The organism is Cupriavidus sp. FW306-1B-F12B (assembly GCF_058781795.1).
The window spans coordinates 23,800-37,846 of the sequence record NZ_JBYSXC010000022.1 but is presented as its reverse complement, the minus strand read 5'-3'; the positions used below and the strand labels follow the sequence as shown (position 1 = coordinate 37,846).

The 14,047-nt window shown below is 66.5% G+C and carries 14 protein-coding genes; 11 read left to right on the top strand and 3 right to left on the bottom strand.

Annotated elements, in window-relative coordinates; genetic code table 11:
* Positions 1–4 precede the first annotated feature (4 nt).
* Complete coding sequence (locus AC3WLE_RS28250) at positions 5–484, bottom strand: carboxymuconolactone decarboxylase family protein (RefSeq protein WP_492356030.1); 480 nt, start codon at positions 482–484, stop codon at positions 5–7.
* A 364-nt stretch (positions 485–848) separates the two neighbouring features.
* Between AC3WLE_RS28250 and AC3WLE_RS28245 the strand changes: the two genes are divergently transcribed.
* Positions 849–1,340 (top strand): polyhydroxyalkanoate granule-associated phasin, encoded by a 492-nt coding sequence (locus AC3WLE_RS28245; protein WP_492317334.1) that lies wholly within the window; start codon positions 849–851, stop codon positions 1,338–1,340.
* A 132-nt stretch (positions 1,341–1,472) separates the two neighbouring features.
* Here AC3WLE_RS28245 and AC3WLE_RS28240 read toward each other — a convergent pair whose 3' ends face one another.
* Complete coding sequence (locus AC3WLE_RS28240) at positions 1,473–1,775, bottom strand: DUF1330 domain-containing protein (protein ID WP_492317333.1); 303 nt, start codon at positions 1,773–1,775, stop codon at positions 1,473–1,475.
* A 332-nt stretch (positions 1,776–2,107) separates the two neighbouring features.
* Here AC3WLE_RS28240 and AC3WLE_RS28235 point away from each other — a divergent pair, with 332 nt between their 5' ends.
* A complete protein-coding gene (locus AC3WLE_RS28235) occupies positions 2,108–3,082 on the top strand; it encodes a Bug family tripartite tricarboxylate transporter substrate binding protein (protein ID WP_492351572.1) in 975 nt (324 codons plus the stop codon).
* Positions 3,083–3,111: 29 nt separating this feature from the next.
* Here the strand turns inward: AC3WLE_RS28235 and AC3WLE_RS28230 are convergent, their stop codons facing one another.
* Complete coding sequence (locus tag AC3WLE_RS28230; protein WP_492340409.1) at positions 3,112–4,086, bottom strand: LysR family transcriptional regulator; 975 nt, start codon at positions 4,084–4,086, stop codon at positions 3,112–3,114.
* 89 nt (positions 4,087–4,175) lie between these two features.
* Between AC3WLE_RS28230 and AC3WLE_RS28225 the strand changes: the two genes are divergently transcribed.
* The 9 genes from AC3WLE_RS28225 to AC3WLE_RS28185 all read left to right on the top strand — a co-directional run bounded on the left by AC3WLE_RS28225 (position 4,176) and on the right by AC3WLE_RS28185 (position 14,039).
* Complete coding sequence (locus AC3WLE_RS28225) at positions 4,176–5,405, top strand: CaiB/BaiF CoA transferase family protein (protein ID WP_492340408.1); 1,230 nt, start codon at positions 4,176–4,178, stop codon at positions 5,403–5,405.
* Positions 5,402–6,412, top strand: coding sequence for an NADPH:quinone oxidoreductase family protein (locus tag AC3WLE_RS28220; RefSeq protein ID WP_492356031.1), 1,011 nt, complete (start codon positions 5,402–5,404; stop codon positions 6,410–6,412). Before AC3WLE_RS28225 ends, AC3WLE_RS28220 begins: the two co-directional genes overlap by 4 nt.
* Before the next feature lie 53 nt (positions 6,413–6,465).
* Positions 6,466–7,413 (top strand): tripartite tricarboxylate transporter substrate binding protein, encoded by a 948-nt coding sequence (locus AC3WLE_RS28215; RefSeq protein ID WP_492356071.1) that lies wholly within the window; start codon positions 6,466–6,468, stop codon positions 7,411–7,413.
* 432 nt (positions 7,414–7,845) lie between these two features.
* Positions 7,846–9,021 carry a branched-chain amino acid ABC transporter substrate-binding protein gene (locus AC3WLE_RS28210; RefSeq protein ID WP_492317331.1) on the top strand — a complete coding sequence of 392 codons (1,176 nt, stop codon included), beginning with the start codon at positions 7,846–7,848 and terminating at the stop codon, positions 9,019–9,021.
* Between the two features lie 81 nt (positions 9,022–9,102).
* Entirely contained in the window at positions 9,103–10,032 is a 930-nt protein-coding gene (locus AC3WLE_RS28205; RefSeq protein ID WP_492356032.1) for a branched-chain amino acid ABC transporter permease, read from the top strand.
* A complete protein-coding gene (locus tag AC3WLE_RS28200; protein WP_492356033.1) occupies positions 10,019–11,230 on the top strand; it encodes a branched-chain amino acid ABC transporter permease in 1,212 nt (403 codons plus the stop codon). Before AC3WLE_RS28205 ends, AC3WLE_RS28200 begins: the two co-directional genes overlap by 14 nt.
* The gene (locus tag AC3WLE_RS28195; protein WP_492317329.1) at positions 11,227–12,009 is read left to right on the top strand and encodes an ABC transporter ATP-binding protein; all 783 of its coding nucleotides are present in this window, start codon (positions 11,227–11,229) and stop codon (positions 12,007–12,009) included. The genes AC3WLE_RS28200 and AC3WLE_RS28195 overlap by 4 nt, the downstream gene beginning before the upstream one ends.
* A complete protein-coding gene (locus AC3WLE_RS28190) occupies positions 12,006–12,719 on the top strand; it encodes an ABC transporter ATP-binding protein (protein ID WP_492317328.1) in 714 nt (237 codons plus the stop codon). Before AC3WLE_RS28195 ends, AC3WLE_RS28190 begins: the two co-directional genes overlap by 4 nt.
* 15 nt (positions 12,720–12,734) lie before the next feature.
* Entirely contained in the window at positions 12,735–14,039 is a 1,305-nt protein-coding gene (locus tag AC3WLE_RS28185) for an amidase (RefSeq protein ID WP_492356034.1), read from the top strand.
* Positions 14,040–14,047: the final 8 nt, after the last annotated feature.

The window sequence follows — 14,047 nt, the reverse complement described above, 5'->3', positions numbered from 1 at the left end:
GATGTCACTCCAGCTTTGCCTTATCGAGGCCATAGGCCTTGTCGGCCGAGCCCGGCACGGTCCGGAAGGCCACGTTCAGCCGGTTCCAGCCATTGATGGCCATGACCAGAAAGGTCAGGTCCGAGAGTTCCTTTTCCGACAGATGCGCGCGCACGCGCTCGTACAGGTCATCCGGCACACCGTGCGCCGGGATGTTGGTCAGCACCTCGGTCCACGCCAGCGCGGCACGTTCGCGCGGCTGGAACAGCGTCGATTCGCGCCAGATCGCGACATGGTGAAGGCGGAGCTCTCGCTCGCCATGGATGCGCGACTGCTTGACGTGCATGTCCAGGCAGAAGGCACAGCCATTGAGTTGCGAAGCGCGAATCTCGACCAGGTCACGGATGGTTGGTTCGATCGCGCTGACCTGCAGCAGGGTGCTGAACTCCAGGTACTTCTTGAAGAGTTCGGGGGACTGCTTCATGGCATTCACGCGTTGGGTCATGACGGCTCCTGAGGGATGGAGAATGTGAAGGGATGCCGGGGCACTCATCACCGCGTGCCGCGGCATGGAGCAAATCGTAGGCCGCGGCGGCGCACCGCGGTAGGCGCGCCAAGGTACCCACACTGTTGAGGCTTCGACACCAATCAGCGCTTTGGCGTGGCGCGGCTTGGAGGAAGCCGGGTCCTGTCGTGTCGTGCCCGATCCAGCGCAGAAAACCAAAAGAAATGGTGCAATGCAACATAAATGCACCTATGCTTGGAGGAATGCCGGCCGGCCACGCCTTCGAAAAGCGACCCGGACGCCGCTCGCCTCCCAAGAATTTGCCAGGTGTCCGTTTTTCAGCGGATGCCGAAGGAAAACCCGCGTGCCCTCCTCCGTTATTCCGCAGCCTGTCCTCGACGTTTCCGCAAACGCCTCCCGCCTCTTTAGTGACATGTGCGAACTGCTCCAGGCAGCAATGCATGTCGTCAGCATTCGCACCACGCGCATGGCGATCGCCGGTCCGGCGCCTGACGAGCAGGACCAGCGCGAATTCAGCCTGATGAGCATTGAGAAGGGAGAGGCCGCGTCTGAATCGTTGCTTGCCATGGGTTCGGGATGGATCAACCTGACCATGACCCTCGCAAAGGACACCAGCGATCATCTTTGGGCGACCTCCGCGGCCGCGGCGACGCTGGCGTCCAGTCGATCCGCCGCGCAATGGTTCGAACGCCACGCCGACCTTCTGCAATTGGCCGCCGGGTTCCCCGGCAACCCGCTGCAGCTGGCAGACCTGGCGACAAACCTGATGCAGCAGATCCTCGCGCCGATCCACGGCCGTGCGATGGCGAATGCGAAGCGCCTGAGTGCAGCGTGAAGGGCGCCAGGCCCGCGGTTGCATCGCCACGGAACGAATCAGACAGCACCCGCACGCGGGCGCGCGAACAGGAAACCGCCGACCAGGCCGACCCGGTCGAGGCCAGACCCCGGCAACGCTTGCGCCGATTTCCTAGACGGTGACGGCCGCGACCCCTTCCAGCGCGATAATCCTTGTTGTCGCACACCTTTCCCGTATCGCCTTGAGGCGCGCGTACTCTGGCGAGTCATACCAGGCTATCAAGGCATCCATGTCCGGGAACTCGACGATGACGAGACGATGCGGCTGCCAGTCTCCTTCGAGCACTTTGGTTGCACCGCCACGGCCCAGATATTTCCCACCATAGCGCACCTCGGTAGCGGGTACGTCTCGTTTGTACTCTTCAAAAACGGCGGGGTCCGTGACGTCAACATCGGCAATCAGGTATGCAGCCATGGCACGCTCCTATCTGCGGTCGTTCCCCGCTTGATTGTAGTTGCCACAATCGCCAGTACAGGCCGGGACGCGAGCGAGATCCCCATCAACCACCACGCGCCTGCCCTGCCCACCCCGCCTCCAGGAATCGCATGCTCGGCGCCGATGGCCAGCATCGGCATCACCCGGTGCTGGCGCAAGTCCAAGGATCACGGCCTCCGTAAGCGGTCAAGCCTGCTGGGCGCAGCGCCGGTAAAATGCAGATCGCCACAGCATTCAATCGCGAGCACGGCATGGACTGGTTCTCGTAGCACTCACCAGCCCATATCAACATCCACGGACGGAGACATGCCTTGACCATTAAAAACCGATTCACCCTGGGCCTGTTGGCAACAGCAGCCCTCATCCCAGTTGCCCCGGCTTGCGCACAAGAACAGTGGCCAGCAAAGACGATCCGCTTTGTCGTGCCCTTTGCCGCCGGCGGCGCCAATGACCTGATGGCGCGCGCCGCGGCCGAGGGCGCAACCAAGGCGCTGGGCCAGACCGTGCTGATCGAGAACCGGCCCGGCGCGGGCGGCACCGTGGGCGCCGACATCGTGGCCAAGAGCGCGCCGGATGGCTATACCTTCCTGATCAGCGCAGCCGGCGTCATCTCCAACAGCATGATCAAGAAGTCCATGCCGTTCAAGGATGACGCGCTGGTCCCGGTGGCCATGATCGGCCTTGCGCCTTCGGTCATCGTGGTGCCGAAGAACGCGCCCTACAAGGATCTGCGCGACTTCGTCGAGGCGTCAAAGAAGGGGAACGGTTTCAACTTCGCGACCGCGGGAACCGGCAGCACCCCGCACTTCGTGGCGGAGATCCTGAATGTGAAGTACGGCGCGAAGCTGCAGCCGGTGCCCTACAAGAGCGGGTCGGAAAGCACTACGGCAGTGCTGGGCGGCCAGGTGGAAGGAACCTCCGAGGCCAGCATCATCGCCCTTCCGCATATCCTGCACGATGGCAAGTTCAAGGCGCTCGCCACCACCTGGACGCAGCGCATCTCGGCCTACCCGCAGCTTTCCACCGCGGTGGAGCAAGGTTTCCCGGACCTGCAGATCGCGCATTGGGCCGGCGTCCATGCCCCCAAGGGGACGCCCGACGCCATCCTGGACAAGGTGGCCGCCGCGGTGGACAAGGCCATGAAGGACCCGGCCGCCGCCGCCAAGCTGAAAGCCGTGGGCATCGAGCCGGTCGGCGGCACGCGTGCGGACTTCGTGAAGTTTGTCGAGGCAGAGCGCAAGCGGCTGGGCGAGATCGTCAAGGCCGCCAGGATGCAGGAGAAGTAATCGCTGCGCCCGCCATGCCGCCCCATCGGTCAGGACGCCGGGGCGGCACGGCTTTCATTGGCCGTTGCCGCAGGCAGGTTGCGGCGCCCCCAGTTCTCTGCCTGCCGCTCCAGGTGCAGGCGGATAAAGTCCATCAGCGTTCGCGTTGCCAGCGTGGGATAGCGGTTTGGCGCGGTCAGCATGTAGACGCTGTCGCCCACGCCTTCGGCTTCGCACTCGGCCAGCACCTCGCGCATCTGTCCGGATTGCAGTTGCCGCCAGACCGCATAGCGCGGCAGCAGGGCCACGCCCAGCCCGCCCATCACCGACTCGAACAGGAACGGATAGTCGCCTGACTGGATCCGGGGCGACACGCGCAACGTCATCGGCGTGCCCGCCAGCCATATCTTCAGCGTAAAGCGGCGCCCCAGCGATGCGGGGGCAATCATGTCACAGCGTTCCAGGTCGGCCACGGTCCGGATCGGCCCGTGGCTGTCCAGGAACGATGCCGACGCGCACAGGCACCAGCCGACATCGCAGATGCGCCGCGCCACGTGGTCATCGGGCGGCTGCGAGGTGATCTTCAGCGCCACGTCGACCTCGGCCGGGATCAGGTCGCCAATGTTGTCGTTGATGACGACGCGCAGCGAAATCTGCGGGTAGTTGCGCGCGAATTCCAGCAGCAATGGCGTCAGGTAGAGATGACCCAATCCCGTGGGCAGGCGGATACGCACATCGCCGCGCACCACCTGGCCAAGGCTGTCGATCGAGGTATTGGCCGACTGCAGCTCGTCCAGCATGCGCAAGCCATGCGCGTACAGCAACTGGCCCGCTTCGGTCAGTTCGACATGGCGCGTGGTGCGGCGCATCAACTGGGCGCCCAGGTGCTGCTCCAGCAATTTCAGGCGGCGCGATACGTTGGATCGGGTCATGCCGCTGCGCTCGGCGGCGGCGGTCAGCGTGCGCGACTCGACCATGGTGACGAACAGCCGCACCAGGTTGAGATCGAAATTATTGTCAATCATGAGTCAACACCGTAGGCACAATCGAGGGATTGTCCTGGCAGGAAGCCAACCCTAGCATAAACCTCCTGCTTACCCACCTTTCGAACGCCATGTCCGCACTGCCCGCTTCCGACCTGTCCGACACCCACCTGCCCTTCGCCGGCCTGCGCGTGCTGGACATCAGCCAGGGCATTGCCGGCCCGTACTGCGCGCACATCCTGTGGCAGCAAGGCGCTGAAATCATCAAGGTCGAGCCGCCCGCGGGCGACTGGGGCCGCAAGGTCGGGGTCGTGCGCGGCGATACCAGCGCGCTGGCGATCGCCTATAACGCCGGCAAGCGCAGCGTCTGCGTCGACGCCACCACTGACGCGGGCAAGGAAGTGCTGCTCGGGCTTGCGCTGCAGGCCGACATCGTCGTGCAGAACTTCCGCCCCCAGGTGGCGGAACGGCTGGGCGTGGGCTATGCGGCACTGGCCGCGCGACGGCCCGCGCTGGTCTATGTGTCGATCAGCGGCTATGGCCCGGATGGTCCCTATGCCGACTATCCCGCTTCGGACTCGGTGATGCAGGCCGACTCCGGGCTGATGTTCGCCAACCGTGGCGCCGACGGTGGCGCGCGCCGCATCGGCATGCTGCTGGCCGACGCCGCCACCGGCCTCTATGCCGCCCAGGCCTGCGCCGCGGCGCTGTGCCGGCGCTTTCGCGGCGGGCGCGGCGGCCACGTCGAGCTGAACCTGTTCGATGCCTGTTGTGCGCTGCAGGCCAACAACCTGCTCGAGCATGCCATCGGTGGCCCGGCGGCCGCCGGGCCGGTGAGCGCGCCCAATGGCGTCTATGCCAGCAGCGACGGCAGCGTGACGCTGCTGGCGCTGAACAACGCGCAGTTCGCCAAGCTATGTCATGCGCTGGACCGCACCGACTGGCTGGAAGACCCGCGCTTTGCCGACAATGCGGCGCGCATGGCCCACGCCGCGCTGCTGAACCAGCACATGGCCGAGCAGATCGCCACGCGCACGACCGCGCAATGGCAAGACATCCTCAGCCGGCACGACGTGCTGCATGCCCCGGTGCGCAGCTATGACGACGTGCTGGCGCACCCGCAGGCGGCACACCGGCAGACCTTCCAGACAATCACGCAGCCGGGGCTCGGACCGCTGCCCTTCGCCGGCATCCCGGCGCGCGACATGCGCCGGCCAGCCGGCCCGGCGCCGGCCAACGGCGAACATACCGTGCAGGTCCTGCACGAGGCCGGCTTCGGCCAGCAGGCCATCGACGCATGGCTGCAGCAGGGTGTGGTGCGACAGGCGGCGGCCCCGGCGGCCAAGGCAGGTGCGCAATGAAGGCGCTTGTCTGCAAGCAGTTCGGCGGCGTGCAGGACGTGGCGCTGCAGGCCATTCCGGAACCGGCGCTGGCCGACCCGCATGCGGTCACGATTGCCGTCGAGTACGCCAGCGTCAGCCATGCCACCGGCCTGATGATCGCCGGCCAGTACCAGCGCCGCCCCCCGTTGCCCTTCGTGCCCGGCACCGAAGCGGTCGGCCGCGTGGTGGCCTGCGGTGACGCGGTCACGCGGCTGCGTCCCGGCGACCGGGTGGTGGCGATCGCGGACTGGGGCTGCTTTGCCGAGCAGGTCATCGTGCCCGAGTACACCGTCTACCGCGTCCCGGATGTGCTGCCGTCAAAGGCTGCGCTGCCGATCCCGATTTCCTATGGCACGGCGTATTGCGGGCTGGTGTGGCGCTCCGCGCTGCGCCCGGATGACACGGTGCTGGTGCTTGGCGCCGGGGCCGGTGTCGGCCTGGCCGCCGTGGAGATTGCGCGCCAGCTCGGCGCCACCGTCATCGCCTGCGCCAGCACCGAGGCCAAGCGTGCCGACGCGCTACGGCGCGGCGCCACGCACGCGCTGGCCCCGGCGGACCTGGCGGCATCGGTCAAGGCGCTGACGGACGGCCGTGGCGCGGACGTGGTGGTGGACCCGGTCGGCGGCGACCTGTTCAGCCAGGCGCTGCGCGCGGCGGCGGCGAACGCACGCATCCTCAGCATCGGCTTTGCCAGCGGCACCATCCCGCAGGCCCCGGTCAACCTGCTGCTGGTCAAGAACCTCACGCTGCACGGGTTCTTCTTTGGCCGCTACATCGGCTGGACGCCCGCCAACGAGCGGGCCGAGCATGCGGCGGCGCTGCAGGAGGTCATGGCGACGCTGTTCGATTGGGCCGCGCAGGGCAAGCTGGATCCGACCGTATCCGCGGTCTATCCGATCACCGGCCTGGGCGACGCCCTGGCCGCGCTGGAATCCCGCCAGGTGGTGGGCAAGGTAGCGATAAAAATCAAGGAGACAGAGACGTGAACACCCGATACCAGAAACGACTTCCTGCGTGGCCGCGGCTGCGCGCCGCACTGATGCTGGCGGCAGCCGCTGCCGCGCTGCCGGCCGCCGCGGGCGCGCAGGACTTTCCGCAGCATCCCGTGCGCATGGTGCTGCCCTACCCCGCCGGCGGCCCCACCGACCTGCTCGCGCGCGTGGTCGCGGTCAAGATGGGCGAGAGCCTGGGCCAGAGCGTGGTGGTCGACAACAAACCCGGCGCCAGCGGCATGATCGGCGCCGAAGCCGTGGCGCGCGCGCCCGCCGACGGCTACACCATCCTGGCCAATGCCTCGCTGCATGTGATCAACCCCAGCATCCAGCCAAAGATGCGCTATGACTCATTCAAGGACTTCGTGCCGATCACGCAGCTGGCCGACGTGCCGCTGGTGCTGGTGGTCAACAACGCATCGCCGGTGAAGACCGTGCAGGACCTGATCGCCTACGCCAATAGCCAGGGCGGTGCGCTCAACTTCGGCTCGGCGGGCAATGCCTCGGCCCAGCACCTGGCCGGCGAATCGTTCAAGCTGGCGGCAAAGGTGCCGATGCAGCATGTGCCGTACAAGGGCAGCGCGCCGGCGCTGACGGACCTGATGGGCGGCCAGATCCAGCTGATGTTTGATTCCATGCCGTCGGCGATGCCCTTCATCAAGTCCGGCAAGCTGCGTGCCGTTGCCGTGACCACCGCGCGCCGCGCGAGCGCGCTGCCAAACGTGCCCACTGTCGCCGAGTCCGGCCTGCCCGGCTTCGACATCAGCACCTGGTACGGCCTGTGGGCGCCGCGCGGCACGCCGGCCCCGGTCGTGGAAAAGCTGGCCGCGCATGCGGCCAGCGCGCTGAAACGGCCCGATGTGCGGCAGCAATATGCCGACATGGGCGCCGAGCCGGTCGGCTCTTCACCCGGCGACTTTGCCCGCTACAACGCTTCCGAAGGCAGGAAATGGGCGGAAATCGTGCGGCGGTCGGGGGCGAAGGCAGACCAGTAGCGCACGGCGGTTGCCGCAGGGCTGGCCGATGCCGGGTGTCGGCCAGACGCGCGGTTGGCGGCCATCACTACCTACCGCTACCTGCATCTGTGTGGGTGCCTGCGAGATGCAATGGAAGTGCTCCAAACAGCACCTACGTACGGCCCTATGTTTCTTCCCTTGTTTTGCTCCCCGGCGCACCGCAACCGTGCGCCCATGCGCCCAGATTGAGCACGGGCTCCCCTCATTTCCCCAGCCCCCCATCCAAGCTACGGGTTTTCGCTCGTTGAAGGTTGGCATGTCTGTTGCATAGTATTCAAGTGACTTGAATATGGTGCAGGCAGCTTTCCAAGAGCTTTCCCGGGCGTCCGCGGGCGCCTTGCATCGGTTCGGGTCGGTGACGCCGCGCCAGCGGTTCGTCCAATTTGTCCATGCAACCCAGGGGGAAAGAGAGTGCGCAAGAAACACACTGCAGTAGCCGCCGCCATGGCAGCCGCGGCGACCGGAATGGTCCTGACGGCAGCACCGGCGCAGGCCAAGGATGTCGTCAAGATTGCCTTTGTCGGTCCGCTGACCGGTGGCGTGTCGTCGATCGGCCTGGGCGGACGCAATTCCGCGGACCTGGCCGTGCGCTTGCGCAATGCGGACCCGAAGGCCAGGTACACCTATGAACTGGTGGTGCAGGACGACGAATGCCGGCCGAACGTCGGCGTGCAGGTGGCGACCAAGATCGCGGCGGACAAGTCCATTGTTGCCGGCGTGACGCACTTCTGCTCGGCCGTGGCCATGGGCACAGTGGGCGTCTACAGCCGCTTCGGCATGCCCGCCGTGGTGTGGGGCGCCGTGCTGCCCGAGGTCACCTACGGCAACAAGTTCAAGGAGATCCATCGCGTCAACGGCACGATGATCAACCAGAGCGAAGTGGCGGCCAAATTCATGACCGGGCTGGGCTACAGGAAGTGGGCGATCATCCATGACACCACCGACTACGGCAAGGGCCACAACAAGTATTTCAGCGAGTTCCTGAAGAAGGACGGCGGCACCATCGTCGGCACGTTCGGCGTCACAGCCGATCAGCAGGACTTCACCACGGAGCTGACCAAGATCCGCGAACTGAAGCCCGACGTGGTGTATTTCGGCGGCCTCACGCCGCTGGGCGTGCGCATCCGCACGCAGATGGACAAGCTCGGCATCAAGGCCCAGTTCGAGGGCACGTCGGGTATCAAGTCCGATGCCTATATCGAAGGCGTGGGCAAGTCGCTGTCGGAGGGTTCGCTGGCGTTCATCGAAGGCGCGCCGGTAGAGAAGCTGGCGGGCGGCCAGTTCTTCATGGAACGCTACACGCAGCAGAAATACGGTGAACCGCCCGAAGCGTACGGACCGTTTGCGTTTGCCGCGGCCAACCTGATCATGGACGCCGTGGAAAAGGTGGGCCCGGACCGCAAGAAGGTGCGTGATGTGCTGAACGGCACCAGGGACGTGAACACCATCATCGGCAAGGTCACCTTCGACGACCACGGCCAGAACGTGGTGCCGCTGATCACCAAGTATGTGGTGGAAGACGGCAAGTGGGTGATCTGGGAAGACAGCACCTACGGCAAGGGCAAGAAGAAGCTGACCGGCCTGTAAGCATGGCGGCCGGGTTCGGGGCGCGCCTGCCCCCCGCCCGGCCCCGCGCCCGCCTGGGCATCCGGAATTCGGGGGATACCGATGAGTGTATTAGGGCAGTATGTCTTTAACGGGCTGATGCTCGGGATGATCTACGCAATGGTGGCGGTAGGGTTCACGCTGTTCTTCGGCGTGCTCGACGTGATCAAGTTTTCTCATGGCGATGTGCTGATGGTGGGCGCGTTTGCCGGGCTGGCGGCATCAGCCGGCGTGGTGGCGATGCACGTGGATTCCCCGTGGCTGCAGCTGCTGGCCATCGTGGTGTGCGCGGTGACGGTGACCGGCCTGCTGGGCGCCGGCATCGCCCGCGTCCTGATCCTGCCGCTGCGCCGTGCGCCGCCGCTGAACACGCTGCTGGCCACGCTGATGCTGGGCACGGTGCTGCGTGAGGCGGTCCGGCTGTTCTACCCGGACGGCTCGAACCCGAAGCCGTTTCCCGCGCTGCTGCCCGCTGGCGAGTTCACCATCGGCGCGCTCTCCATCCGCGCGGACAACCTGATCCTGCTGGCCGCCGGCGTGGCCATCATCCTCGGCGTGCATCTGCTGATCACCCGCACGCGCTTTGGCATGGCCATTCGTGCCGTGGCCCAGGATGGCGAAACGGCCCGGCTGATGGGCATCAACTTCGAGGTGGTGGTACTGGTCACGTTTGCGCTGGGTTCCGCCATGGCGGCACTGGCGGGCGTGATGAACGGCCTCTACTACAACGAGATCAACTTCAACGTCGGGCTGCTGCTCGGGGTGATCGGCTTTGCCGCTGCCATCCTGGGCGGGCTCGGCAATATCTACGGCGCCATCCTCGGCGGCTTCCTGTTTGCGGCGCTGCAGGTACTGGGCAGTGCCATGCTGCCGGTCCTGGTGCCCGACATCCCGAGCGCCTACAAGGACGTATTTGCCTTTGCCGTGGTCATCGTGCTGATGGCCTGGAAGCCGACCGGACTCATCGCGGAGAAAGCCAGTGAACGTGTCTGACAACGTCTCGAAGCCGCTGCCGGCGGCCTCCGCCGCCACGGCCGAGGGCCCGCAGCGGCGCCCGGCCATGGTGCTGGCCATCTCGGCCATCGCCATGGTGGCCTATCTCTACTTCTTCCTGCATGCGGAATCGCAACTGGCGGTAGCCGTGCTGCTGGCGCTGGCCGGGGCCGCGCTGTTCGCGGCGGGCCGGCTGGGCCTGACGCAGGCCGTGGAGCAGGCAGCAGCGCGGCGGCCAGGCCAGTCCAGGCTATGGGCGCTGGCCGGCACGCTGGCACTGGTCGCGCTGTTCCATGAGAGCCATTTCGTCCTGCTGATGCTGTGCGCGGTGCTGCTCTACACCACCGCCTGCCTGGGGCTGACCGTCCAGTTCGGGTTTTCCGGCGTGTCCAATTTCGCGGGCGCGGCGTTCTTTGGCATCGGCGCCTACACCACGGCCGTGCTGGCCACGCACACGGGCATTCCCCACGTGCTGGTGATCGTGCTGTCCGGCCTGGCAGCGGCCGTGATCGGCTCGGTGCTGGTTGCGCCCGTGCTGCGCACGCGCGGCCACTATGCGGCGCTGGTGACCATCGCGTTCGGCATCCTGTTCAAGACCTTCCTTGAGGTCAACGACGTGCTGGGCGGGCCGCAGGGGCTGCAGGTTCCCGGGATGACGCTGTTCGGCTTCGCGTTCAATGAGGGCGTGACACTGTTCGGCGTGGACGTGTCGTTCTACGCCAGCTATGCGCTGCTGAGCCTGCTGATCTGCGCGGGCACCTTTGCCGTGGTCAAGGCGCTGGAGCGCTCGTGGGTAGGCCTGGCGATGGACGTGGTGCGCACCGACGAGACCGCCGCCGCCGCGTTCGGCCTGCACATCGCCCGGTGGAAGGTGATTGCGTTCATGCTCGGCAACTTCTTTGCCGGCATCGCCGGCAGTGTCTACGGCATGGTCACTGCGTTCGTGGCGCCCAACAACTTCACCTTCGCCGACTCGCTGCTGATGCTGTCGATCGTGATCCTGGGCGGCCTCGGCAACGTGGTGGGCCTGGTGCCGGCGGCCATCATCGTGCTGGTGCTGCCCGAAAAGCTGCAGTTCATCCAGGAATACCGCTTCCTGTTCTATGCGGCGCTGGTCATCGCCATCCTGCTGTTCCGCCCGGACGGCCTGATGCCGCGCAAGACCCGCCTGTTCTTTCCCCGGGAGGATGCGCAATGAGCGACGCAATGATCCAGGTGCGCGGCCTGACCATGCGCTTTGGCGGCCTGACCGCGCTGGACAACCTCCAGCTCGAGATCCGCCGTGGCGAGATCCTGGGCCTGCTGGGCCCCAACGGCTCCGGCAAGACCACGTTCTTCAACGTGCTGACGGGGCTGTACAAGGCCAGCGCCGGAACCATTACCTATGACAGCAACAACGTCATCGGCAAGACGCCGCAGCAGATCTACCGCAGCGGCGTGGCGCGGACGTTCCAGCGTTCGCGCTTGTCGCTGCCGCTGACGGTGTTCGACAACATCGTGATCGGCGATTACCAGAACATGCGGCACGGGCTGGTCTTCAACCTGTTCCGGCGCAAGGCGTTCCGCGCCGAGTACGAACGCTACGTGGAGTCGGTGCGCGAACTGCTGGGCATCTTCAGCCCGCCGCTGGTGGCGCGGCTGTTCGAGCCGGTGGAAACGTTCACGATGATCGACCGCCGCCGCATCGAGGTGTGCCGGGCCCTGATGAGCCGCCCTCGCCTGCTGCTGCTCGACGAGCCTTCGGCGGGTATGACGCATGACGAGACCCACGAGCTGATGGACGACATCCTGCAGGTGCGCGGCAAGCTGCAGGACCTGTCGGTGGTGCTGATCGAGCACGAAATGAACGTGATCGAGCGCATCACCGACCGCTGCATCGTGCTGAATTACGGCAAGAAGATTGCCGAGGGAACCTACGCCGAGATTACCGCCGATCCCGACGTGCAGACCGCCTATCTGGGGGAGGAAGCCGCATGAGCGACAGCACACTGCGCGTGGAAGGGCTGACCACGGGCTATGACAAGGTCAACGTCCTGCACGATGTCTCGATCGAGGTGCCGCCGGGCAAGATCACCTGCATCCTTGGCGCCAACGGCGCCGGCAAGAGCACGCTGATCCGCTCGATCCTGGGCCTGACGCCGCCGCGCCAGGGGCGCATCCTGTGGGACGGCACGGACATCGCGGGAGAGAAGACCCACAACATCATCGCACGCGGCATCTCCTGCATTCCCGAAGGCCGCAAGGTGTTCCCGCGCATGACGGTGGCTGAAAACCTTGCGCTGGGCGCCTTCCTTGAGGCGGACCCGGCCAGGGTGCGCGAGCGCATCGAGCGCGTGTACACGATCTTCCCCCGGCTGCGCGAGCGCGCGGGCCAGCTCGCCGGCACCATGTCCGGCGGCGAACAGGCGATGGTGTCGATCGGGCGCGGACTGATGGCGCAGCCGCGGCTGCTGGTCATCGACGAGCCGTCGCTGGGCCTGTCGCCGCTCTATGTGAAGGAGAATTTCAAGGTCATCCAGCAGATCAACGAACTGGGCATGACGGTGCTGCTGGTGGAACAGAACGCGCGCCAGACGCTGGCCATCTCACACCAGGGCTATGTGCTGAGCCAGGGCCGTGTCGTGGCCCAGGGCACCGCGCAGGCGCTGCGCGAGAACGATGAGGTTCGCGCGGCCTATTTCGGCTGACCTGGAGAACAGGCGATGGACGACTTCCTCGATCTTCCGGTCCGCACCCTGGCGCAGATGGTGTCCCGGCGCGAACTGAGCGCCGAAGCGGTGGTCCGTGCGGCACTGGCCCGCATTGCGGCGCAAGACTCAGGCATTCTGGCCTGGCAGCATGTGGGTGCCGACACCGCCCTGGCGCAGGCGCGGCGGCTGGATGCCGGCGGCGCGTCAGGCGCGTTGCCGGGCGTCCCGCTTGGCGTCAAGGACCTGATGGATACCGCCGACATGCCGACCACTTATGGTTCGCCGATATACGCCGGACATCGGCCGGGCGTGGATGCGGCGGCGGTGGCACTGGCCCGGTCGGCGGGCGCGGTCGTGGTCGGCAAGACCGTCACCACCGAATTCGCCACGTTTCAGCCGGGGCCGACCCGCAACCCGCGCGCGCCGGCGGACAGGCCCCGCACCCCCGGCGGTTCGTCGAGCGGATCGGCCGCCGCCGTCGCCGCAGGCATGGTGCCGCTGGCCTTCGGCACACAGACCGCGGGATCGATCATCCGGCCGGCCGCCTATTGCGGCGTGGTGGGCTACAAGCCCACCCATGGCACGCTGCCGCTGGCCGGCATCAAGCCACTGGCACCGAGCCTGGATTCGGTGGGCGTGCTGGCCCGCCGCGTGGACGACGCGGCCCTCTTCATCGGCACCCTGGCGCGCGATGCCGCGGTAGCGGACGCGTCCACGCTACACCACGCGCCGCTGCGCATTGGCATTTGCCGCACGCCGCATTGGGAACGCGCCAGTGCCGATACCCAAGCCGCGCTGGACACCGCGATCCGTGCGCTCGAATGCATCGGTGGCACGGTGCGCGACTTCGACCTGCCTCAGGCTTGCCACGGGCTGACTGAAGCCCAAATGGACATCATGGCATTCGAGGCACTCGCCGCATTCGCGCCGGAAGCACGCGAGCACGCAGAAGGCTTCAGCGCGGCTTTCGCGCGCCAGCTCGAAGCGGGCCGCGCCGTCACCGGCCAGCGCTTCCACTTCGCGCTGGCCCACGCGGAAGCGGCGCGCACGGCGTTCAACATGGCGATGGCCGGATTCGACGTCGTGCTGGCCCCGAGCGCCGAAGGCGAAGCGCCAGCTGGCCTGGGCGCCACCGGCGATCCAATCTTCTGCCGCATGTGGTCGCTGCTGGGCACCCCGTGCGTCCATGTGCCGACGGGCACCGGCGCCACCGGCATGCCGGTTGGCGTGACCGTGACCGGGCCGCGCCATGCCGATGCCCGCGTGCTCGGCGTGGCTCATCGCCTTGAGCAGGCGCTTGGCACCAGCCTTGCCTGATATCTGGA

Excerpts from the sequence above, each read along its gene's own strand:
- AC3WLE_RS28250 (WP_492356030.1), bottom strand. The coding sequence starts at position 484 with ATGACCCAACGCGTGAATGCCATGAAGCAGTCCCCCGAACTCTTCAAG.
- AC3WLE_RS28240 (WP_492317333.1), bottom strand. The coding sequence starts at position 1,775 with ATGGCTGCATACCTGATTGCCGATGTTGACGTCACGGACCCCGCCGTT.
- AC3WLE_RS28230 (WP_492340409.1), bottom strand. The coding sequence starts at position 4,086 with ATGATTGACAATAATTTCGATCTCAACCTGGTGCGGCTGTTCGTCACC.
- AC3WLE_RS28225 (WP_492340408.1), top strand. The coding sequence starts at position 4,176 with ATGTCCGCACTGCCCGCTTCCGACCTGTCCGACACCCACCTGCCCTTC.
- AC3WLE_RS28220 (WP_492356031.1), top strand. The coding sequence starts at position 5,402 with ATGAAGGCGCTTGTCTGCAAGCAGTTCGGCGGCGTGCAGGACGTGGCG.
- AC3WLE_RS28215 (WP_492356071.1), top strand. The coding sequence starts at position 6,466 with ATGCTGGCGGCAGCCGCTGCCGCGCTGCCGGCCGCCGCGGGCGCGCAG.
- AC3WLE_RS28205 (WP_492356032.1), top strand. The coding sequence starts at position 9,103 with ATGAGTGTATTAGGGCAGTATGTCTTTAACGGGCTGATGCTCGGGATG.
- AC3WLE_RS28195 (WP_492317329.1), top strand. The coding sequence starts at position 11,227 with ATGAGCGACGCAATGATCCAGGTGCGCGGCCTGACCATGCGCTTTGGC.
- AC3WLE_RS28190 (WP_492317328.1), top strand. The coding sequence starts at position 12,006 with ATGAGCGACAGCACACTGCGCGTGGAAGGGCTGACCACGGGCTATGAC.
- AC3WLE_RS28185 (WP_492356034.1), top strand. The coding sequence starts at position 12,735 with ATGGACGACTTCCTCGATCTTCCGGTCCGCACCCTGGCGCAGATGGTG.